Here is a 20663-nt window from a genome sequence, read left to right on the forward strand (position 1 = left end):
CGTCACTCCCTGAATTTGCTCATGAGCATCGAGCCATTGGTGCCGCCGAACCCGAACGAGTTCGTCATGACGGTATCGAGTCCCGCCGTCTCGACGAGCGACGTGGCGATCTCGCCCTCCCGGATCTCCGGGTCGAGCGTCTCGACGTTGATCGAGGGGGCTATGAAATCGTGTTCCAGCATCAGGAGGCAATAGATCGCCTCCTGCGCGCCGGCGGCACCCTGGGAATGGCCGGTCATCGACTTCGTGGAACTGATCGGCGGCGCGGTGTCGCCGAAGACGCGACGGACGGCCTGTACCTCACCCACGTCGCCCACGGGCGTGGAGGTGCCGTGCGCGTTGATGTAGCCGATGCGCGCGGGATCGAAATCCTTGAGCGCCTGCCGCATGGCCCGCTCCCCGCCTTCGCCCGAAGGGGCGACCATGTCGTGCCCGTCCGACGTCGCGCCGAAGCCCGTGACCTCGGCGTAGATGCGTGCGCCCCTCGCCCGGGCGTGGTCGAGATCCTCGAGCACGACCATGCCGCCGCCGCCCGCGATCACGAACCCGTCGCGATCGGCGTCGAAGGCGCGGCTCGCCCGTTCCGGCGTGTCGTTGTAGCGGGAACTCATCGCGCCCATCGCGTCGAAGAGGCACGACAGCGTCCAGTCGAGCTCCTCACCGCCGCCCGCGAACATCACGTCCTGCTGCCCGAGCGCTACCTGCTGCGCGGCCATGCCGATGCAGTGGAGCGAGGTCGAGCAGGCAGAGGTGATCGAGAAGTTCATCCCCTTGATCTTGAACGCGGTCGAAAGGTTCGCGCTGACCGTCGAGGACATGCATTTCGGCACCGCGAAGGGGCCGATCCGCTTCGGGCTGCCCTTCTCGAGCACGGTCTGGTGGGCGGCGAGCATCGCCGAGGTCGACGGTCCGCCCGAGCCCGCGATGAGGCCCGTCGCGGGATTGGAGACCACCGCCTCCGGCAGGCCGGCATCGGCGATGGCCTGGCTCATCGCGATATGGGCATAGGCGGCGCCCGGCCCCATGAAGCGAAGCGTGCGCTTGTCGACATGGTCGGAGACGTCGATCTTGAGTGTCCCCGCGACACGGCTGCGGAATCCGTGTTCGGCCATCTCTTCGGAGGCCTCGATACCCGATTTGCCCGCCTTCAGGGCCGCCGTGACCTCGGCTGCGGAATTTCCGATGGGCGAGACGATACCCAGCCCGGTGATGACGACGCGGCGCATCGCGCTCCCCCTCGATTGGCCGGTCAGCTCTCCGAGAGAGCGACCTTCATGTCCTTGACCTGATAGATCAGCTCGCCGTCGGCGTGGACGGTTCCGTCCGCGACGCCCATCGTCAACCGGCGCGACTGCACCGCCTTGGTGAAGTCGACGTTGTAGACGAGGCGCTCGCGGTCGGGACGGACCATGCCGGTAAGCTTAACCTCGCCCACGCCCAGGGCGTAGCCGCGCCCCGTCCAGCCCCGCCAGCCCAGATTGAAGCCGGTAAGCTGCCACAGTCCGTCGAGGCCGAGGCACCCCGGCATGATCGGGTTGCCCGGGAAGTGGCAGTCGAAGAACCACAGATCGGGCCGGATGTCGAACTCCGCCACGACATGGCCCTTGCCGTTCGCGCCACCGTCCGAAGAGATGTCGGTGATCCTGTCCATCATCAGCATCGGCGGCAACGGAAGCTGCGCATTTCCATGCCCGAAGAGCTCACCACGCGCACAGCGCAGAAGATCTTCGCGGTCGAATTGCTTGGGATAAGTGCTCAATGTCCCGGCCCCCCGGCCGTCGTTTCCTCACGTCGGCTTTATCGGGGGGGTGTATCATCGCCGTCCGCGCGGGCGCAAGGCCGGGGCTGACGCTCCGCCTCATTGGGGAATCCCGATTGAAATTCAGGGCCGAAACCCGATATAGCTTTCCCATGACCGGGGTTGATCCGACAATGTCGCAAGACGATCTGGCGCGGTGCACCGCGTGGCTGACGGGCGCGAACTTGCGCCCGACGCGGCAGCGTCTGGCGCTCGCCGCTCTTCTCGTCGGCGATGGCGAGCACCGCCACGTCACGGCGGAAAGCCTCCATGCCTCCAGTTGCGCGGCAGGCCATTCCGTGTCGCTCGCCACCGTCTACAACACGCTGCGGGCCTTCTGCGAGGCTGGCCTCATGCAGGAGGTAACGGTCGAGGGGTCCAAGACCTATTTCGATACGCGGATGGACGACCATCCCCACTTCTATTGGGAAGATACCGGAAGGCTGGTCGACGCGCCGAAGGAGGAACTCGAGATCTCCCGGCTGCCGTCGGCCCCGCCGGGCGCCGAGATCGCTTCTGTCGACGTCGTTTTGCGCTTGCGACGGAAGTGACTGAGCGTCGGCCGAATGGCTGACTCCCTTGTTATCCCGTCCGGTCGATCTCGATGCATTCTCGAATCGTGTCCGATCGAGCGCCGCGCGCGACATGGTAAAGGATACGTATCCGGCACTGTCCGCCTCGCAGCCCCGCACTGTCCCGCGTACGGCGCGAATTCGCGCAGAACTTTAAGAAAATATTGATTGCCAGCGGCGCCGTGATATGGGCTCGCCATTACTTCTTCTGGGGAAAACCATGTATCGTACTATTATCGCCGGCCTGTTGGCCGCCACCGCCACCGTCGGCGCCGCCGGCGCCGCGACGACGACGCTCACGTCGTCCGATTTCGCCTACAATAACAACGATGCGAGCTTTCAGCCCCTCTATTCCGTCGTCATCAGCGACGAGAAGGTCGCGGGCCAGATCACGTTCGACATCACGATCGACACCACGAACGGGCCGACCGCCGATCTCGCGGGCTTCGCCTTCAATTCCGCGCTGACCGGTCTCACGTCGGACGACATCATCGGCACGTCGATCACGAACTTCACCGCCAGCACCGACACCGTCCGCAAGGACAAGTGCGAGGGCAAGCAATCGGGCGGCTGCAACTTCGCCGGATCGGGGTCGACGTTCGACTATCTGTTCGGCTTCGGCAAGGCCGGAGCGGCCGGCGGAAACGTCACTGAGCTTTCGTTCGGCATCACCACTGGCGCCACGCTCGCTCAGGCGATGTTCGACACGATCGGCATCCGGACCCAGAACACGAACGGAACCGACGGAAGCACCAAGGACGTCGGCACCGTCGGCGAGATCGACGAGATCGTCGATGTCGCGCCGGTCCCGCTGCCGGCCGGGGGCCTGCTTCTCGTGACCGGTCTCGGCGCTTTCGCGGCGATGCGCCGCGGTCGTCGCAAGGCCTGAATGCAATGCCCGCCCCCGACGGGGCGGGCGTTTCCCCTGGGGCCGGGGCCCCCCGGTCCTGTCGGGCGGATGTTGCGAAGCAGGCGCGTGTCGTCTAGACGGCCGCGGTATCACCGCAGCGTCGGGAGTGTCCGTCATGACGATCGCGCGCAAGCTCTACATCAAGACCTATGGCTGTCAGATGAACGTCTACGACAGCGAGCGAATGGCCGAAGCGCTCGGCGGGCAGGGCTATGTCGAGACGACGACGCCCGACGATGCCGACATGATCCTGCTGAACACCTGCCATATCCGCGAGAAGGCCGCCGAGAAGGTCTATTCCGAACTCGGACGGTTCCGGAGTTTGAAGGCCGAACGGCCCGATCTCAAGATCGGCGTCGCGGGCTGCGTCGCGCAGGCGGAAGGTGAGGAAATCCTGCGTCGCCAGCCGCTCGTCGATCTCGTCGTCGGTCCGCAGAGCTATCACCGTCTGCCCGAACTCGCGGAGAAGGCCCGGAACGGCGCGCGTGCGCTCGACACCGACTTCCCCGAGCAGGACAAGTTCGACCATCTCTCCGCGCGTCCGAAGGCCCGGCGTGGCCCGTCCGCCTTCCTGACCGTGCAGGAAGGGTGCGACAAGTTCTGCGCCTTCTGCGTCGTGCCCTATACCCGCGGCGCGGAAGTCAGCCGTCCCGCGGAGCGCGTCATTGCCGAGACGCGAGACCTCGTGGAGCGGGGCGTGCGCGAGATCACGCTCCTGGGGCAGAACGTGAACGCCTATCACGGCCATCCGGGCGGTCTCGCTGGCCTTGTCCGTGCGCTCTCTGCAATCGACGGTCTCGCGCGCATCCGCTACACGACGAGCCATCCGAACGATATGGACGACGCGCTCATCGCCGCGCATGGCGAGGTGCCCGAGCTCATGCCCTATCTCCACTTACCGGTGCAATCGGGCAGTGACCGGGTCCTGAAGGCGATGAACCGTAAGCACAACGCGGAGGCCTATCTGCGCCTCGTCGAGCGTATCCGCGCGGCGCGGCCCGACATCCTGCTCTCCGGCGACTTCATCGTGGGCTTTCCGGGCGAGAGCGCAGAGGATTTCGAGGCCACGCTGGCGCTCGTCGATGCCGTCGAATACGGGCAATGCTATAGCTTCAAGTACTCCCCGCGCCCCGGAACGCCCGCCGCGGAGCGCCCGCAGGTCCCGGAGGCGGAGAAGGATGAGCGCCTGCAACGCCTCCAGACTCTCCTTCGGACGCAGCAGCGCGCGGTGCAGGACCGGATGGTCGGACGGGAGACGGATGTCCTCTTCGAGAAGCCGGGCCGGACACCAGGACAGATGGTGGGCAAGTCCGAGCACTTGCACTCGGTCTTCGTGACGGGGCCCGGAATTGCGCGCGGCGAGTTGCGCCGCGTTCGCATCGCGGAGAGCGCAACGAATTCATTGCGGGGCGAACTTCTGGAACCGATGCACGCGGTGCGTTAGCATCGCGGCTACCGTACTCTTGCGTCCGACGGGAGGTCGGGCCACGATAGCGGCGAAACCCTTTGACGCGACGGAGCAGTGATTGGCCCAACTCCCCGGCTATGGCGCCACCCTCGACCCGAATGGCACCGGTCCGACCGAAACGCAGCTGGAATTTCCCGACAACCGTCTCCTCATCGACCTTTGCGGTCAGTATGATGCCAACCTCGCCCGTGTCGAGCAGCAGCTCGACGTGCAGATCGTGCGGCGCGGCAACCTGCTTTCCGTGATGGGCGAGGCCGCGTCCGTCGCGCGGGCGGCCGAAGTGCTGCAATCGCTCTACCAGCGACTCGAGGCGGGCAAGAGCATCGAGACGGGCGATATCGACGGCGAAATCCGGATGGGCGGCGTGTCCGACGAGGAGACGCCGGACGCTCTCGACCAGATGGAACTCTTCCAGAGTGGCGCGGTCGAGATCAAGACCCGCAAGAAGCTGGTCGAGCCCCGGACGGAGGCGCAGAAGGCCTATGTCCGGTCCCTCTTCGCCAAGGAGCTCGCCTTCGGCATCGGGCCCGCGGGCACCGGCAAGACCTATCTCGCCGTGGCCGTCGGCGTGAACATGTTCATCCAGGGCCATGTCGACCGCATTGTCCTAAGCCGTCCGGCGGTGGAAGCGGGCGAACGCCTAGGCTTCCTTCCGGGTGACATGAAGGACAAGGTCGACCCCTACATGCAGCCGCTCTACGACGCGCTGAACGATTTCCTGCCGGGCAAGATGGCCGCGAAGCTCATGGAGGAGAAGCGGATCGAGATCGCGCCGCTCGCCTTCATGCGCGGACGTACGCTCTCGAACGCCTTCGTGGTCCTCGACGAGGCGCAGAACGCGACCGGCATGCAGATGAAGATGTTCCTCACCCGCCTGGGCGAGGGCTCGCGCATGGTGATCACGGGCGACCGCACGCAGGTCGATCTGCCGCGGGGTCAGGTGAGCGGGCTGTCGGAGGCCGAACGTTTGCTGAAGGGAATCGACCGGATCGGGTTCAACTATTTCACCGCCGCGGACGTCGTCCGCCATCCGCTCGTCGCCCGGATCATCGAGGCCTACGAGCGGGATGGCTGATCCCCAACCCCGATGAGTTCCGTGAGCGTCGAGACGATGATCGAGGCGAAGGGCTGGGCGGAATGCGGACTGCCCGGGATCGCCGATCGAGCCGCACTGGCCGTTCTGGGTTACCTGAAGCTCGACGGACCGTTCGAGATTGCGCTCCTCGGCTGTGACGACGAGCGTATCGCCGCGCTGAATGCAGAGTTCCGCACCAGGCCGCGTCCGACCAACGTGCTTTCCTGGCCGTCGGAGGATCGCGCCGCCGCTCGCGATGGCGACAGACCGCCGGCACCGGACGGGTCCGATCCCGAGCTCGGCGACATCGCGATCGCGTTCGAGACCTGCGCTCGGGAGGCGGTGGCGGCGGGCGTGCCGCTCGCCCAGCACGCCACGCATCTCGTGGTCCACGCCGTGCTGCATCTCCTGGGCTACGACCACGAGCGGCCGGGCGATGCGGAGTTGATGGAAGGCACCGAGGTCGAGATACTTGCGCAACTGGGGTATCCGGATCCATATACCGTCGCGAGCGACGCATGATGTCCTGCAATGGAAAGGTGAGATGAGCCACGTAGAGGACGGACCGGAGACCTCCGGTCCGGAAGACACCGAAGGCGGCGAGAGTCACGAACGCGGCTTCTTCGGACGGTTCTTCAACGCATTCGGCGCAGGCGAGGAATCCGACGAGGATCCGCCCCCGCCGGCCAAATCCCTTCCGGGGCTTCTCAATCTCAGCCGCATGCGCGTCGAGGACGTGGCGATCCCGAACGTCGAGATCACGTCCGTTCCCATCGATATCGAGATGGACGACCTGGTCACGATCTTCCAGGAAAGCGGTCTCACGCGACTTCCGGTCTATGACGGCACGCTCGACAATCCCGTGGGCATGATACACCTGAAGGATTTTGCGCTCCGTCACGGTTTCGGAGCGAGCGCCGATTTCGACATGGCGGAGATGACGCGACCGCTGATCTACGCACCGCCCTCTATGCCGATCGGCGTGCTCCTGCAAAAGATGCAGTCGGACCGGATGCACATGGCGCTGGTGATCGACGAATATGGCGGCGTCGACGGGCTCGTCACGATCGAGGACCTGATCGAGCAGGTGATCGGGCAGATCGAGGACGAGCACGATACGGACGAGGACCAGCTCTGGACGCTCGAGCAGCCGGGCTGCTACCTCGTGCAGGCCAAGGCGCCGCTCGAGGAGTTCGAGGCGGAGATCGGCATGCGCCTCGTCGATCCCGACGACGAGGAGGAGATTGATACGCTTGGCGGCGTCGTCGTCGTCCTGACCGGCCGCGTTCCGACGCGTGGCGAGGTGATCCCGCATCCCGCCGGCCCGGAATTCGAGATCGTCGATGCCGATCCGAGGCGCCTGAAGCGGCTTCGCGTTCGGTTGCCGGACACGGCGGTTGGTTGAGGGGCTCAGGGCAGGTTCGACGCCGAAACGCCGCCTCGCACTCGCCCTCCTCGGCGGCATTCTCGCCGGATTGGGGCAGGTTCCGTTTTCGCTGACACCGGTCGCGCTCGGCGGTCTTGCGCTCTGCGCCTGGCTCGTCGCTCGATGCCCGGGGGCCCGGACCGCGGCCTGGACGGGCTTCGCCGCAGGAACGGGATACTTCGCGGTAACGCTCCACTGGATCGTGGAGCCGTTCCTGATCGAGCCCGACCGCTATGGCTGGATGGCGCCCTTCGCGCTCGTCTTCATCTCCACCGGTTTCGCGCTCTTCTGGGCGCTCGCCTTCGGCGTGACGCGACGGATCGCCGGGACCGGATGGCGCTTCGTACTGGCATTCGGGGCGTGTCTCGCCGGGGTCGAAATGCTGCGGTCCTATATCCTCAGCGGCTTTCCGTGGGCGCTTCTCGGCTATGTCTGGACGGAAAGCGGCGCAGCGCAGATCGCCGCCTGGACCGGGCCGTTCGGCTTGACACTTCTCACGACCCTCCTCGCGGCCGGGATCGCCGTCGCGGGCCCGTCTCTTCGCGGCGCCTTGAGCCTTTCCCTAGCCTGGGTGCTGCCGCTCGCCGTGGGCTCCGTGTTGATGCCGCCGGAGGAGGAGGCGCCCGCCGACGCCCCGGTGATCCGTCTCGTGCAGCCCAACGCACCGCAGGGGGAGAAGTGGGATCCGGACCGGGTGCTCGGCTTTTTCGACCGTCAACTCGCCTACAGTGCCGCAACGCCTGCACCGGACCTCATCGTCTGGCCCGAGACGTCCGTTCCCTATCTCGTCGCGCCCGGCCATCCCGCGCTCGATGCGATTGCCGCCGCGGCGGACGGTGTACCTGTCGTGCTCGGCGCGCAGCGGCTCGATGGCCTGCGGCTCTTCAATTCGCTCTTCGTGATCGGCGCCGGGGGCGGGATCGACGCGATCTACGACAAGTACCATCTCGTCCCGTTCGGCGAGTACATCCCGCTGGGCAGCCTGACGCGGCATCTGGGCCTGCGGAGTTTCGCGGCCCGGGACGGGTTCGGCTATGCCGCCGGGCCGGGGCCGCGGCTTCTCGATCTCGGCGCGGGTGGGCCGGTGCTGCCTCTGATCTGCTACGAGGCGATCTTTCCGCAGGACGTGGCCGCCGCCCCGTCGCGTCCCGATTGGCTCCTCCAGATCACCAACGACGCCTGGTTCGGAACCTTCGCAGGGCCGCAGCAACACCTGGCGCAGGCGCGGATGCGGACGATCGAGCAGGGGCTGCCGATGATCCGGGTCGCCAACACCGGCATCTCCGCCGTGATCGATGCCGCGGGCCGCGTACTGGCCGCGTTTCCGCTGGGCGAGGCGGGTTATCTCGACCACCGTTTGCCGGTCGCGCGGGAGCGGACGCTCTATTCACGGACCGGCGATCTTCCCCTGGCTCTTCTCCTGCTTGCGACCCTGGGCATCGCGGCCCTCGCGCGGCGCAGGGAAAGCAGTTGAATGTGCCCGGGCCGGTCGCTATCGGGCATGGGATAAACGACGCACAACGGCTTCCTGGCGTGCGTGGCGAAAAGTTATCGGAGCGATACATGGCACGGCAGAACTACATCTTCACCTCGGAATCCGTTTCCGAGGGCCACCCGGACAAGGTCTGCGACCGGATTTCCGATGCGATCCTCGACGCGTTCCTCGCGCAGGAGCCGGAAGCCCGCGTCGCCTGCGAGACCTTCGCCACGACCGACCGCGTGGTGATCGGAGGCGAGGTGGGCCTGTCGGACAAGGCCAAGCTCGACGAGTATCTCGGCCGGGTCGAGGCGATCGCGCGCAACTGCATCCGCGACATCGGCTACGAGCAGGAGAAATTCCATCACGCCACCTGCGAGATCACGAACCTTCTGCACGCGCAATCGGCCCATATCGCGCAGGGCGTCGACGGTTCCGCCGACAAGGACGAGGGCGCGGGCGATCAGGGGATCATGTTCGGCTATGCGGTCGAGGACACGCCGGAGCTGATGCCCGCGCCGATCCATTACGCCCACGCGATCCTGAAGCGCCTTGCCGAGGCGCGGAAGTCCGGGGAGGAACCGACGCTCCGGCCCGACGCCAAGTCGCAGATCTCGCTGCGTTACGAGGACGGCAAGCCCGTGGAGGTGACCTCCATCGTGCTGTCCACGCAGCACGAGCGGGAGGACCAGACCTCCGACGACATCCGCGCCATCGTCGAGCCCTATATCCGCGAGGTCCTGCCGCAGGGCTGGATCACGGAAGCGACGGAATGGTGGGTGAACCCCACCGGCATCTTCGTGATCGGCGGACCTGACGGGGATGCGGGGCTCACGGGGCGCAAGATCATCGTCGACACCTATGGCGGCGCCGCGCCGCATGGGGGCGGCGCGTTCTCCGGCAAGGACCCGACGAAGGTCGACCGCTCGGCGGCCTATGCCGCGCGCTACCTCGCCAAGAACGTCGTGGCCGCCGGAATCGCCAAGCGCTGCTCCATCCAGCTTTCCTACGCGATCGGTGTGTCGAAGCCCCTTTCGATCTATGTCGACACCTACAATACCGGAGAGGTGCCGGAGCACGAGATCGAGGCGGCCATTCCGAAGGTCATGGATCTGAGCCCCACTGGCATTCGCAAGCATCTGAGCCTCAACCGCCCGATCTTCGAGCGAACGGCCGCCTACGGCCATTTCGGTCGCGCGCCCGACGAGGACGGGGGCTTTTCCTGGGAACGCAGGGACCTCGCCGACGCGATCCGCGCGGAGATCTGAGTGGCGGGCACCGACACGCGGGGCCTGACGCAGCTCGGCACCCCGACGGGACAGCCCGCCTCTCCGGAGGAGGCGGTGCTGGAACGGGTGCCCGCGCCGCACGGGGAGAAGGCCTACGTCGTGCGTTTCACGGCGCCGGAATTCACCTCCCTCTGCCCGATGACGGGTCAGCCCGATTTCGCGCATCTCGTGATCGACTACGTGCCCGGCGACTGGCTCGTGGAGTCCAAGTCACTGAAACTCTTCCTTACGAGCTTTCGCAATCATGGCTCGTTCCACGAGGATTGCACGCTTACCGTGGCGTCGCGGCTCGTCGATCTGCTGACGCCCCGCTGGCTTCGGATCGGCGGTTACTGGTATCCACGCGGCGGCATTCCGATCGACGTCTTCTGGCAGACCGGCGCCGCCCCGGAGGGGGTCTGGATCCCCGACCAGGGCGTTCCGCCCTATCGCGGCCGCGGCTAGCCCTCCCGCGCGCGGAGCCAGTCGACGACGCGGCCCGCATCGGCGTCGGGCGGGAAGACCGGGTAGTGGACGCGGCGGATCATCCCGTCCTCCACGATCATCGTCAGCCGCCGGAGAAGCGTCTCTCCCGCCACCTCCATCACGGGCAGGCTCATCGCCTCCGCAAGGTGGAGATGCGCGTCCGACAGGAGTGGATAGGGCAGCCCCAGCCGCTCCTTCGCCTCGAGCTGCCAGGCCGTTGATTGGGTGGAGAGGCCATAAACCCGCGCCGCGCCCGCTGCCTGCAGGTCCGACATTCGGTCGCGATAGGCGCAGGTCTGCGGCGTGCAGCCGCGCGCGCCAGGGATCGCGTCCCAGCCCTCGGGGAGGTCGGTGCCGGGCTGGCTCGTCATCGGATAGGCGAAGAGGATCGTGATGCCCGGCTCCACGGCCAGCCGCACATCGGCGCCGTCCGTCGAGGGCAGCGGCAGATCGGCGAGCGCCAGCCCCTCGAGGTGATCCGCCGCGCCGTCATCGTCGGGCGCGGGCAGGGTGGTCCAGTCGACCTCGTTCATATCGTCTCCGCTTCATGGCTCTCGGGATCGTTGCAGGGGCGCCGGCCTTTGCCTAAAGCCCGCCCCATGGAGAAGAAACACCCCCAGGCGCCCTGGCGCAACTTCTACGGCCGCCGCAAGGGCCATACGCTGCGCGACAGTCAGGAGCGGTACCTCGCACAGGATCTCGACGCGCTCTCGCCCGGGCCGGTCGAGTGGGAGGCGAACCCGGAGCGGCGGCCGATCGACCCCGCCGCGCTCTTCGGGGAGCGGGACGTGTGGCTCGAGATCGGTTTCGGCGGGGGCGAGCATCTCGTCCACCAGGCCGTGACGAACCCCGATGTGGGGATCATCGGCGCGGAACCCTACATCAACGGGGTCGCGATGCTTCTGGGCAAGATCCGGGAGGCGGGCGCTACGAACCTGCGCGTCCATCCAGGCGATGTCCGCGACCTCTTCGACGTCTTGCCCGGCGCAACGATCGCGAGGGCCTTCCTGCTCTATCCCGATCCCTGGCCCAAGGCGCGGCATCATCGCCGCCGCTTCGTAACGGAGGACCATCTGGCGCCGCTCGCACGCGTGATGCGGCCGGGCGGGCTCTTCCGCGTGGCGACGGACATTCCGGATTACGTGCGTCAGACCCTCGAGGAGGTGCCGCGGCAAGGGTTCGACCGCATCGAGGCCGATCTGCACGCGCCGTGGGACGACTGGTTATCCACGCGCTACGAGCAGAAGGCGCTGCGGGAGGGCCGGAAGCCGCATTACCTGACCTTCCACCGCCGGGCGTGACGCCGCGACTCGCAGGGAGATGACGGAGCCGGCAGCCGAAGGGGGACCGATCGCGTCACTTGGTGGCAGCCTTGCGAAACATTCTTTCGCCTTGTAGCACTTTGGCGGAGCGATGGCCGGAACGGCGCAAGCGACAGGGGGACCCGCAATGAAGTTCGGAGTGATCGGCGAGACGTCGGAGGGGGAGGCGCGGGTCGCTCTGACGCCCGCCTCCGCGGAGCAGTTGCAGAAGCTCGGCCATGACTGCGTGATCGAGGCCGGTGCGGGCGGCAAGGCCGATTTCACGGACGAGGCCTACCGCGACGCAGGGGTAGACGTCCTCGACAATGCACAGGCCGTCTTCGAGGCGGCCGACGTGATCGCCAAAGTCCGTCCGCCATCGGAGGCGGAAGTGGATATGCTCCGCGAGGGGCAGACGCTGATCTCGTTCTTCTACCCGTCGGAGAACGAGGCGCTGATGAAGCGCGCGGCGGAACGGGGCGCAACGCTCATCGCAATGGACATGGTGCCGCGCATCTCGCGCGCGCAAAAGATGGACGCGCTGTCGTCGATGGCCAATATCGCGGGCTACCGCGCCGTGGTGGAGGCCGCCAACAATTTCGGCCGCTTCCTCACGGGCCAGATCACAGCGGCCGGCAAGGTGCCGCCCGCAAAGATCCTCGTCGTGGGCGCGGGCGTCGCGGGTCTCGCCGCGATCGGCACGGCGACGAGCATGGGTGCCATCGTGCGCGCCTTCGACGTGCGGCCGGAGACGTCGGAGCAGATCGAGTCGATGGGCGCGGAATTCCTGTTCCTCGATTTCGACGACAGCGATGCCGGGTCGGGCGAGGGCGGCTATGCCAAGCCTTCCTCCCCGGAGTTCCGCGAAAAGCAGCTCGCCCTCTTCAAGGAGCAGGCGCCCGATGTCGACATCGTCATCACGACCGCCCTGATCCCCAACCAGGAGGCGCCGGAGCTCTGGACCGAGGAGATGGTCAAGGCCATGAAGCCCGGCTCCGTCATCGTCGATCTCGCCGCGGAGCGGGGCGGCAATTGCAAGATGACGCGCAAGGACGAGAAGTTCGTCACCGATAACGGCGTGACGATCATCGGCTACACCGACTTCCCGTCGCGCATGGCCACGCAGGCCTCAACGCTCTACGCGACGAACGTGCGCCACATGATGGCCGACCTCACGCCAGAGAAGGACGGCAAGATCGTCCACGACATGGAGGACGACGTGATCCGCGGGGCGACGATCACGCATGGCAAGGAGGTGACCTGGCCACCGCCGAAGCCCAAGACCAAGGCGCAGGCCGCCCCGCAGAAACGCGAGAAGAAGAAGGAACTCACGCCCGAAGAAAAGCGCGCGCAGGAAGTCGAGGCCTTCAAGAAGGACACGCAATTCCAGGTGGGCGTGCTCGTCGCGGGTGCGGTGGTCCTCCTCCTCGTGGGGGCCTATGCGCCCGAGAGCTTCATGAGTCACTTCATCGTCTTCGCGCTCGCGTGCTTCGTGGGCTTCCAGGTGATCTGGGGCGTGGCGCATTCGCTGCACACGCCGCTCATGGCCGTGACGAACGCGATCTCGGGCATCATCATCCTGGGCGCGCTCCTGCAGATCGGGGCGTCGAGCTGGATCGTGGTGTTCCTGAGTTTCGTCTCCGTCCTCATCGCATCGATCAACATCGTGGGCGGGTTCCTCGTGACCCGTCGGATGCTCTCGATGTTCCAGAAATCCTGAAGGGGGCGGTTCCATGTCAATCGGACTTCAATCCGCGGCCTACATCATCGCCGCGATCCTCTTCATCCTCTCGCTTGGCGGCCTGAAGGGTCAGGAAAGCGCCAAGCGCGCGATCTGGTACGGCATCGTCGGGATGGCGCTCGCCGTGCTGGCCACCATCTTCGGCCCGGGCGTGCAGAACCTCTTCCTGATCGTCGTGGCCGTTGCCGCCGGCGGCTTCGCGGGCTGGTACGTCGCGGGAAAGGTGCAGATGACGGAGATGCCGCAGCTCGTCGCGGCGCTCCATTCCTTCGTGGGCCTCGCCGCCGTCTTCATCGGGCTCAACGCGGAGATCATGCTGCAGGACGTGATGGCACTCCGCGATAGCGGCATCTCGCTCGACGCGGCGGACCTGACCGGGTTCGGGGAGCTCCTCTGGGCCAAGGACGCGGTCGAGGTCGGTATCCTGAAGGTGGAGGTCTTCCTCGGCATCTTCATCGGCGCGGTGACCTTCACCGGCTCCGTTATCGCCTTCGGCAAGCTCGCCGGCCGCGTGGACGGCAAGCCCGCGAAACTGCCGGGGGGGCACATGCTGAACCTCGGCGCGCTGGTACTCTGCCTGATCCTCGGGCTTCTCTACTTCAACGGGGCGGGGATCTGGACGATCCTGCTCGTCGCGATCATCGCGGGCTTCATCGGCTGGCATCTCATCATGGGGATCGGTGGCGCAGACATGCCCGTGGTCGTGTCGATGCTGAACTCGTATTCGGGGTGGGCTGCGGCAGCGATCGGCTTCACGCTGCAGAACGACCTCCTGATCGTGACGGGCGCTCTCGTGGGCTCGTCGGGCGCGATCCTGAGCTACATCATGTGCAAGGCGATGAACCGGAAGTTCGTCTCCGTGATCCTCGGCGGCTTCGGCGGCACGTCCGGCCCGCAGCAGGAGATGGAAGGCGAGATGGTCGAGGTGCAGATCGACGGCGTCGCTTCCGCCCTCGAGGAGGCCGACAGCGTCATCATCGTGCCCGGTTACGGCATGGCGGTGGCGCAGGCGCAGCAGGCGGTGAGCGAACTTACGAAAAAGCTGCGCGACCAGGGCAAGACCGTGCGTTTCGCCATCCATCCCGTTGCCGGGCGACTGCCGGGGCACATGAACGTGCTCCTCGCGGAGGCCAAGGTCCCCTACGACATCGTTCTCGAAATGGACGAGATCAACGAGGATTTCCCCTCGACGGACGTGGTCATCGTCATCGGGTCGAACGACATCGTGAACCCGGCGGCCAACGACGATCCGAACTCCCCCATCGCCGGGATGCCGGTCCTGCATGTCTGGGAAGCCAAGCAGGTCTTCGTTTCGAAGCGCGGGCAGGGGACCGGCTATTCCGGCATCGAGAACCCGCTGTTCTTCAAGGAGAACACGCGGATGCTCTATGGCGATGCGAAGCAGTCGGTGAGCGCGCTTCTTCAGAAGCTCTGACGGTCCGGCTCGACGGCCAACGGCCCGCAATCAGTAGATCGCGGTGTCCGTGGACGGGCGGTACTCGAAGATGCCGTCGTCGGAGGCAAAGCCCCCCGGCACGGCGATCAGGGTGAAGCAATCGGCGTCGGGCTCACCCGCATTCATGCAGTACATCCCGTCCTCGGAGTAGGACCACCGTGCCGTCCGCGTCTCTCCGCGCAGATCGTAGGTCATGGTTCCGTCCGCGAAATGGATCACGGACCCGCCGGCACCGCTCGCATGATCCCATTCGAGCGGCGTGCCGACGAAGCCTTCCGGCAAACCGGAGCGGGTCGTCTCCGTCACGGCCGGCGAGCAGCCAGCGAGAATGAGGGCGGCCAGCAATGCTCTCGTCATCTCTCTCTCCGGATGATTTGGTCACCGTCCGTCTAGCATGACACGAGAGCGGGGGCCAATCCGATCCCGCGGCCCTATTGCCGGCGAAGAATGAGCACGAAGGAGACGGCGCTGAGGATCGCGGAGACGATCCCGTAGCCCGTCGCGGTCATGGGCAGACCCAAGGGACCTTGCAAGGCGCCCACGACTAAGACGGGGATCGAGATCGCGACATAGGCCACGGTGAAATAGGTGGCCGTCACCGCCGCCTTGTCCTCCGCGGGTGCCTGCTCGGACAGGGCGGAAAGACCGCCGCGGAACGCGATGCCGTGGCCGATTCCCGTGAGAGCGATGGAGGCGACGAACAGGCCGAGGGACTGCACCGCGATCCCGACCGTGATGGCCACGATGCCGATGGTGAGGATCCCCATCCCGATGGGCAGGACCTTCGCCTCGGGCAACGTCTCCTCCGCGATCTGACCGCCGATCGAGGCGAGGAAGATGAGCCCCGCGATCGTTCCGATCAGAAGGTGCCACCCCTCGTAGCCCAGTACCTTTCCAAGGAAGGCAGGCGTGATGGCGCCCATGAAGCCGCAGATCATGAAGCTCGAAAAGGCCGAGATGGCGGCGGGCACGAAGATCGCGCGCACCTCGGGCGGCACCGACAGGCCCTGCGCGTGCAGCTTCGGCTCCGCCTTGCGCTCCCCGGGCTCAGGGATCGCGTAGAGAAGAACGCACGCGGCCGCCACGAGAGCGAGATGGACGAGGTAGGGGCTGCGCAGCGGATCGGGCAGGATATGGAGGATGAGCCCCCCGAGGATCGAACCCATGCCGAGTCCGCCCATATTGGCCGCTGTCGCGCCGATCCCGCCGATCCGGTCGTGGCCGTTCGGAGCTGCCTCCGAGACGGCGAGAGTAGCCGCGGCCGTGTAAAGTCCGACCGAGGCGCCCTGAAGGAAGCGGGCGACCAGGAGGAGCGGCAATCCCTGCGCAAAGAGAAAGGCCAGCGAGCCGAGAGCGGCCGCCACGAGCCCGCCGATCAGGATCGGTTTGCGTCCGATCTGATCCGACCAGGGACCGGTACCGAGGAGCGTTCCGATGACGCCCACGGAGTAGATCGAGAAGATCGCGGTGATCGTCAGCGGCGAAAAACCATAGGTTTCGCTGTAGATCGGATAAAGGGGCGTCGGGACGGTCGCACCGGCCATCACCACGAAGAATGCGAAACAACATGCTGCAAACGGCATCCAGGCCGCCGACATGGGCCGCGTCGACGACTGGCTCATCTGAATCTCCCGAGGGTTCCGGACCGCAATGTCCGCCCCGCGTCGAAGTTCCGCGCCCGGACCCCCTCAAACTTCCCTGCGACCTCATGTATCATGGGATGGATCGAACAGGGTAACCCCGGAGGGGCTGGCATGAACGAGACGGCAATCGAGACGCGGACATACGACATCTTCGTGATCGGAGGTGGCATCAACGGGACCGGCATCGCGCGGGACGCGCAGGGGCGCGGCCTGAACGTGGCGCTGGCCGAAATGGGCGATCTCGCCTCCGCGACATCAAGCGCGTCGACGAAGCTCTTCCATGGCGGCCTCAGGTATCTGGAGTTCTTCGAGGTGGGGCTCGTGAAGAAGGCCCTCGTCGAACGGGAGACGCTCCTGGAAGCGATGCCGCACATTTCCTGGCCGATGCGGTTCGTCCTGCCCTACAGCCCCGACATGCGCTTCGAGGGGGAGACGCCGACCTCGAAGCTCCTCAATCGCGTGATGCCCTGGATGAAGGGGCGGCGGCCGTCTTGGCTGATCCGGCTCGGGCTCTTCATGTACGACAATCTTGGGGGACGGAAATATCTCCCCGGCACGAAAACGCTCGACCTGACGAAGGGCCCCGAGGGGGAGCCGATTTCGGACCGCTTCAAGAAGGCCTACGAATATTCCGATTGCTGGGTCGAGGATTCCCGCCTCGTCGCGCTCAACGCCCGCGACGCGGAGCAGAGGGGGGCGCGGGTGATGGTCCGCACCCGCGTCGTCTCCGCCGAGCGTGCGGAGGGACGCTGGGACGTCACGGTCGAGGATACGGAGAGCGGCGCGCAGGAAGTCTTGCACGCGAAGGTGCTCGTCAATGCGGGCGGTCCCTGGGTCGAGGACGTGGTTCGCAACACCGTGCGGATGAACTCCTCGGAGGGCGTGCGGCTCGTCCGCGGCAGCCATATCGTGACGAAGCGGCTCTACGACCACGACAAGTGCTATTTCTTCCAGGGGGAGGACGGGCGCATCGTCTTCGCCATCCCCTACGAGACCGACTTCACGCTGATCGGGACGACCGACAAGGATCACGGCCACGATCCCTCGCAACGCGCGGAATGTACCGACGAGGAGGCCGATTATCTCTGCGCCTTCGCGTCGAAGTACTTCAAGCGCCCGGTGACGCGCGACGACGTGGTCTGGACCTATTCCGGCGTCCGCCCGCTCTACGACGACGGGGCGAAATCGGCGACCGCGGCCACGCGCGACTACGTGTTGAGCCTCGATGCGGGGCCGGCGACGGACGGGCCCGTGGGGATGGATCCGCCGCTCCTCAACGTCTTCGGCGGCAAGATCACGACCTACCGAAAGCTCGCGGAGCAGGCAATGGCGAAACTCGCGCCCTTCTTTTCGAACCTGCCGGAGAACTGGACGGCGGGCGTGGCATTGCCGGGGGGCGACTTCCCTGTCGATGGGGTCGATGCCCTGGTGACGGAACTCGAGGCGGCCTATCCGTTCCTCGATCCCTACTGGGCGCGCCGGCTCGTGCGGGCCTACGGAACGGAAGCGAAGGCCGTGTGCGGCGATGCCAAGAGCGCGGAGGACATGGGCCGGGCCTTCGGGGGGACGCTCACCGAGCGCGAGGTCCGCTGGCAGATGGAGCACGAATTCGCGCGGGCCGCGGAGGATGTCGTCTGGCGGCGCACCAAGCTGGGTTTGCGGATGAGCGAGGAAGAAATCGCCGCGCTCGACGCCTTCATGGCCGAGACGCGCGGCCTGGCGCAGGCCGCCGAATGAGGCACCTGCCCGCCGGTTTCGTTCTCGCCCTCGTCCCGTTCGCGGCCGTGGCGCAGGACGGGACGGTCCCTGACGCGCCGGCGGGCGGAGATGCGCAATCGGCGATCGAGGCGCGGATCGCCAAATTCAATCCTTGCGAACCGCTTGGCACCGAGGTGCTCGGCATCTCGCTCGGCGTGAACCGGGTGCGCGAGGTGCAGATCGAGCGCTCCGACCTGCGGCTCAGGGGCGACGGCGTGAGCTTCGACGTCTCGGGGCGGCTCACCTGTCGCGGTGCGGGCGAGGGGACGTCGGGTGATCTGTCCTTCGACATCTCTGCATCGCTCGAGGCGGTACTTTCCACGTGCGAGATCAAGGAGGTGACGGTCGATCTCGGCGAGGCCGAGGGGGAGATGAGCTGGGCCTTCGACGCGGCCTCTCCCGTGATCGAGGGCGTCCTGATGGGGCGGGTCGAGGAGGAGGCGAAGAACGCCTGCACGACGCTTGCGTCCTGACGGCGAGCGGATCGGGACCATATTCCACGCGGCGCCTTGCCACCGGGGAGCGCCTTTGTCAGGTTCTGGGCGGCAGACGGGAGGAACAGTATGACGCATATCATGGCCATCGATCAGGGCACCACGTCGAGCCGGGCCATACTCTTCGACAGCGAGATGAAGATCGTCGCGACCGCCCAGGAGGAGTTCGCTCAGCACTATCCCGCGAGCGGCTGGGTGGAGCACGATCCCTCCGATCTCTGGTCCTCCACCGCCGCCGTCTGCCGGTCGGCCATCGAGAAGGCCGGCGTTCCGGAGCGCGACATCGCGGGCATCGGCATCACCAACCAGCGCGAGACCGTCGTCGTCTGGGAGAAGGAAACCGGCCGTCCGATCCACAACGCCATCGTCTGGCAGGACCGGCGCACATCCGAGATCTGCACCGAGATGAAGGAGGCGGGCTACGAGAAACAGGTGATCGAGAAGACCGGTTTGCTGCTCGATCCGTACTTCTCCGGCACGAAGCTCAAATGGATCCTCGACCATGTCGAGGGATCGCGCGAACGCGCGCGGAAGGGAGAGCTCCTCTTCGGAACGGTCGACACCTACCTCATCTGGCGGATGACGGGCGGGCGCAGCCACGTGACCGACGCGACGAATGCCTGCCGCACGCTGCTCTACGACAGCTTCAAGGGCGGCTGGTCCACGACCATCGCCAAGATGCTCGACATTCCGATGGAGATGCTACCCGAGGTGAAGGACAGCGCCGCGGAGTTCGGCGTGACGCGTCAGGATCTCTTCGGCCACGAGATCCCGATCCTCGGCGTCGCGGGCGACCAGCAGGCAGCGACGATCGGCCAGGCCTGCTTCAAGCCGGGAATGCTGAAATCGACCTATGGGACAGGCTGCTTCGCGCTTCTCAACACGGGTTCAGAGCCTGTGCGGTCGCAAAACCGTCTCCTGACGACCGTGGCCTACCAGTTCGACGGCAAGCCCACCTATGCGCTCGAGGGGTCGATCTTCATCGCGGGCGCCGTTGTGCAATGGCTGCGCGACGGGCTCAAGATCATCCGCTCGGCCTCCGAGACGCAAGGCCTGGCGGAGCGGGCCGATGACGGGCAGGATCTGATCCTCGTTCCCGCTTTCGTCGGTCTCGGCGCACCCTACTGGAACGCGGAGTGCCGGGGGGCGATCTATGGATTGACCCGTGGATCGGGCCCGGAAGAGTTCGCCAAGGCGGCCCTCGAGAGCGTCGGCTACCAGACGCGCGATCTTCTCGAGGCGATGGGGGCCGACTGGAACGACCTTGGCGAGCCGCAGACGCTGCGCGTCGATGGCGGAATGAGCGCGTCCGACTGGGCGATGCAGTTCCTCTCCGACATTATCGGCGCCTCCGTCGATCGCCCGGAAGTGCGCGAGACGACGGCCTTGGGCGCAGCCTGGCTCGCCGGCATGAGGGCGGGGATCTATCCCGACCAGGCGGGGTTCGCTGAAAGCTGGCGTCTCGAACGGACTTTCGAGCCGGCGATGGACGATACGCTGAGGGCGGAGAAATACGAGCGATGGGGCCGCGCGGTGAACGCGACGATGGCAGTCTGACTGCTAGATTGTCGTCCGAGGCGAAAGCACATCCTAGCCAATCCGGACCTTTCGTGACGGAGGGGCGACCCGTCCCGTCCCTCGTTCGCTCTCTTTCGCGTTGAAATGCCGCGGCCTCACCCCAAGTGAGGAGTTCGGCGGATACCCGCCTCCCTTGCGGCTCCGGGTACGCGAGACTAAGACTTCGTCAATGTTTACGGCGGTATTTCCGTCACAAGAAATCGAGGCAGTTC

General features: G+C 66.2%; 20 protein-coding genes and 1 riboswitch. Of the genes, 15 read left to right on the plus strand and 5 right to left on the minus strand.

Features of this window, described 5'->3' with window-relative positions:
* Nucleotides 1-2 precede the first annotated feature (2 nt).
* A complete protein-coding gene (gene fabB, locus LX81_RS01010; RefSeq protein ID WP_111535417.1) occupies nucleotides 3-1226 on the minus strand; it encodes a beta-ketoacyl-ACP synthase I in 1224 nt (407 codons plus the stop codon).
* Between the two features lie 23 nt (nucleotides 1227-1249).
* Nucleotides 1250-1759 (minus strand): bifunctional 3-hydroxydecanoyl-ACP dehydratase/trans-2-decenoyl-ACP isomerase, encoded by a 510-nt coding sequence (fabA, locus tag LX81_RS01015; protein WP_111535418.1) that lies wholly within the window; start codon nucleotides 1757-1759, stop codon nucleotides 1250-1252.
* A 173-nt stretch (nucleotides 1760-1932) separates the two neighbouring features.
* On the opposite strand from fabA, the gene irrA reads away from it, so the two are divergent.
* The 9 genes from irrA (at nucleotide 1933) to queF (ending at nucleotide 10459) form a co-directional block, all read left to right on the plus strand.
* Nucleotides 1933-2349 (plus strand): iron response transcriptional regulator IrrA, encoded by a 417-nt coding sequence (gene irrA / locus LX81_RS01020; protein WP_111535640.1) that lies wholly within the window; start codon nucleotides 1933-1935, stop codon nucleotides 2347-2349.
* Between the two features lie 241 nt (nucleotides 2350-2590).
* Nucleotides 2591-3259, plus strand: a complete 669-nt coding sequence (locus LX81_RS22685) for a VPLPA-CTERM sorting domain-containing protein (protein ID WP_234822443.1) — start codon at nucleotides 2591-2593, stop codon at nucleotides 3257-3259.
* Nucleotides 3260-3395: 136 nt separating this feature from the next.
* On the plus strand, nucleotides 3396-4724 hold the full coding sequence (gene miaB, locus LX81_RS01030) for a tRNA (N6-isopentenyl adenosine(37)-C2)-methylthiotransferase MiaB (protein ID WP_111535419.1): 1329 nt from the start codon (nucleotides 3396-3398) through the stop codon (nucleotides 4722-4724).
* 82 nt (nucleotides 4725-4806) lie between these two features.
* Nucleotides 4807-5823 carry a PhoH family protein gene (locus LX81_RS01035; RefSeq protein WP_211322679.1) on the plus strand — a complete coding sequence of 339 codons (1017 nt, stop codon included), beginning with the start codon at nucleotides 4807-4809 and terminating at the stop codon, nucleotides 5821-5823.
* 21 nt (nucleotides 5824-5844) lie between these two features.
* Nucleotides 5845-6345, plus strand: a complete 501-nt coding sequence (ybeY, locus tag LX81_RS01040; protein WP_373280258.1) for an rRNA maturation RNase YbeY — start codon at nucleotides 5845-5847, stop codon at nucleotides 6343-6345.
* A gap of 22 nt (nucleotides 6346-6367) precedes the next feature.
* Nucleotides 6368-7228: a CBS domain-containing protein gene (locus tag LX81_RS01045; protein WP_111535421.1), complete on the plus strand. Its 861-nt coding sequence runs from the start codon at nucleotides 6368-6370 to the stop codon at nucleotides 7226-7228.
* Nucleotides 7221-8723, plus strand: a complete 1503-nt coding sequence (gene lnt, locus LX81_RS01050) for an apolipoprotein N-acyltransferase (protein WP_111535422.1) — start codon at nucleotides 7221-7223, stop codon at nucleotides 8721-8723. The genes LX81_RS01045 and lnt overlap by 8 nt, the downstream gene beginning before the upstream one ends.
* Nucleotides 8724-8758: 35 nt before the next feature.
* Nucleotides 8759-8808: riboswitch (SAM-SAH riboswitch) on the plus strand.
* Between the two features lie 4 nt (nucleotides 8809-8812).
* Complete coding sequence (gene metK, locus LX81_RS01055) at nucleotides 8813-9994, plus strand: methionine adenosyltransferase (RefSeq protein ID WP_111535423.1); 1182 nt, start codon at nucleotides 8813-8815, stop codon at nucleotides 9992-9994.
* On the plus strand, nucleotides 9995-10459 hold the full coding sequence (gene queF / locus LX81_RS01060; protein WP_111535424.1) for a preQ(1) synthase: 465 nt from the start codon (nucleotides 9995-9997) through the stop codon (nucleotides 10457-10459). It begins immediately after the preceding gene.
* Here queF and LX81_RS01065 read toward each other — a convergent pair.
* Nucleotides 10456-11013 carry a peroxiredoxin gene (locus tag LX81_RS01065; protein WP_111535425.1) on the minus strand — a complete coding sequence of 186 codons (558 nt, stop codon included), beginning with the start codon at nucleotides 11011-11013 and terminating at the stop codon, nucleotides 10456-10458. The genes queF and LX81_RS01065 overlap by 4 nt on opposite strands.
* A 66-nt stretch (nucleotides 11014-11079) precedes the next feature.
* Between LX81_RS01065 and trmB the strand changes: the two genes are divergently transcribed.
* From trmB to LX81_RS01080, 3 genes are all read left to right on the plus strand, one after another.
* Nucleotides 11080-11781 (plus strand): tRNA (guanine(46)-N(7))-methyltransferase TrmB, encoded by a 702-nt coding sequence (gene trmB / locus LX81_RS01070; protein WP_111535426.1) that lies wholly within the window; start codon nucleotides 11080-11082, stop codon nucleotides 11779-11781.
* A gap of 148 nt (nucleotides 11782-11929) precedes the next feature.
* Nucleotides 11930-13501 (plus strand): Re/Si-specific NAD(P)(+) transhydrogenase subunit alpha, encoded by a 1572-nt coding sequence (locus LX81_RS01075; RefSeq protein WP_111535427.1) that lies wholly within the window; start codon nucleotides 11930-11932, stop codon nucleotides 13499-13501.
* A gap of 13 nt (nucleotides 13502-13514) precedes the next feature.
* A complete protein-coding gene (locus LX81_RS01080; RefSeq protein WP_111535428.1) occupies nucleotides 13515-14957 on the plus strand; it encodes an NAD(P)(+) transhydrogenase (Re/Si-specific) subunit beta in 1443 nt (480 codons plus the stop codon).
* Nucleotides 14958-14987: 30 nt separating this feature from the next.
* On the opposite strand, the gene LX81_RS01085 is transcribed toward LX81_RS01080, so the two are convergent.
* Together LX81_RS01085 and LX81_RS01090 are read right to left on the minus strand one after the other, a co-directional pair.
* Nucleotides 14988-15335: a hypothetical protein gene (locus LX81_RS01085; protein ID WP_111535429.1), complete on the minus strand. Its 348-nt coding sequence runs from the start codon at nucleotides 15333-15335 to the stop codon at nucleotides 14988-14990.
* A gap of 74 nt (nucleotides 15336-15409) precedes the next feature.
* A complete protein-coding gene (locus tag LX81_RS01090) occupies nucleotides 15410-16600 on the minus strand; it encodes an MFS transporter (RefSeq protein WP_111535430.1) in 1191 nt (396 codons plus the stop codon).
* Nucleotides 16601-16732: 132 nt separating this feature from the next.
* Here LX81_RS01090 and glpD point away from each other — a divergent pair, with 132 nt between their 5' ends.
* The 3 genes from glpD to glpK all read left to right on the plus strand — a co-directional run bounded on the left by glpD (nucleotide 16733) and on the right by glpK (nucleotide 20430).
* A complete protein-coding gene (gene glpD, locus LX81_RS01095; RefSeq protein WP_111535431.1) occupies nucleotides 16733-18358 on the plus strand; it encodes a glycerol-3-phosphate dehydrogenase in 1626 nt (541 codons plus the stop codon).
* On the plus strand, nucleotides 18355-18852 hold the full coding sequence (locus LX81_RS01100; protein ID WP_111535432.1) for a hypothetical protein: 498 nt from the start codon (nucleotides 18355-18357) through the stop codon (nucleotides 18850-18852). Before glpD ends, LX81_RS01100 begins: the two co-directional genes overlap by 4 nt.
* 90 nt (nucleotides 18853-18942) lie before the next feature.
* Entirely contained in the window at nucleotides 18943-20430 is a 1488-nt protein-coding gene (gene glpK / locus LX81_RS01105; protein ID WP_111535433.1) for a glycerol kinase GlpK, read from the plus strand.
* The last annotated feature ends 233 nt before the right edge of the window (nucleotides 20431-20663 follow it).

The organism is Palleronia aestuarii, from assembly GCF_003253995.1.
GTDB classification, from domain to species: domain Bacteria; phylum Pseudomonadota; class Alphaproteobacteria; order Rhodobacterales; family Rhodobacteraceae; genus Palleronia; species Palleronia aestuarii.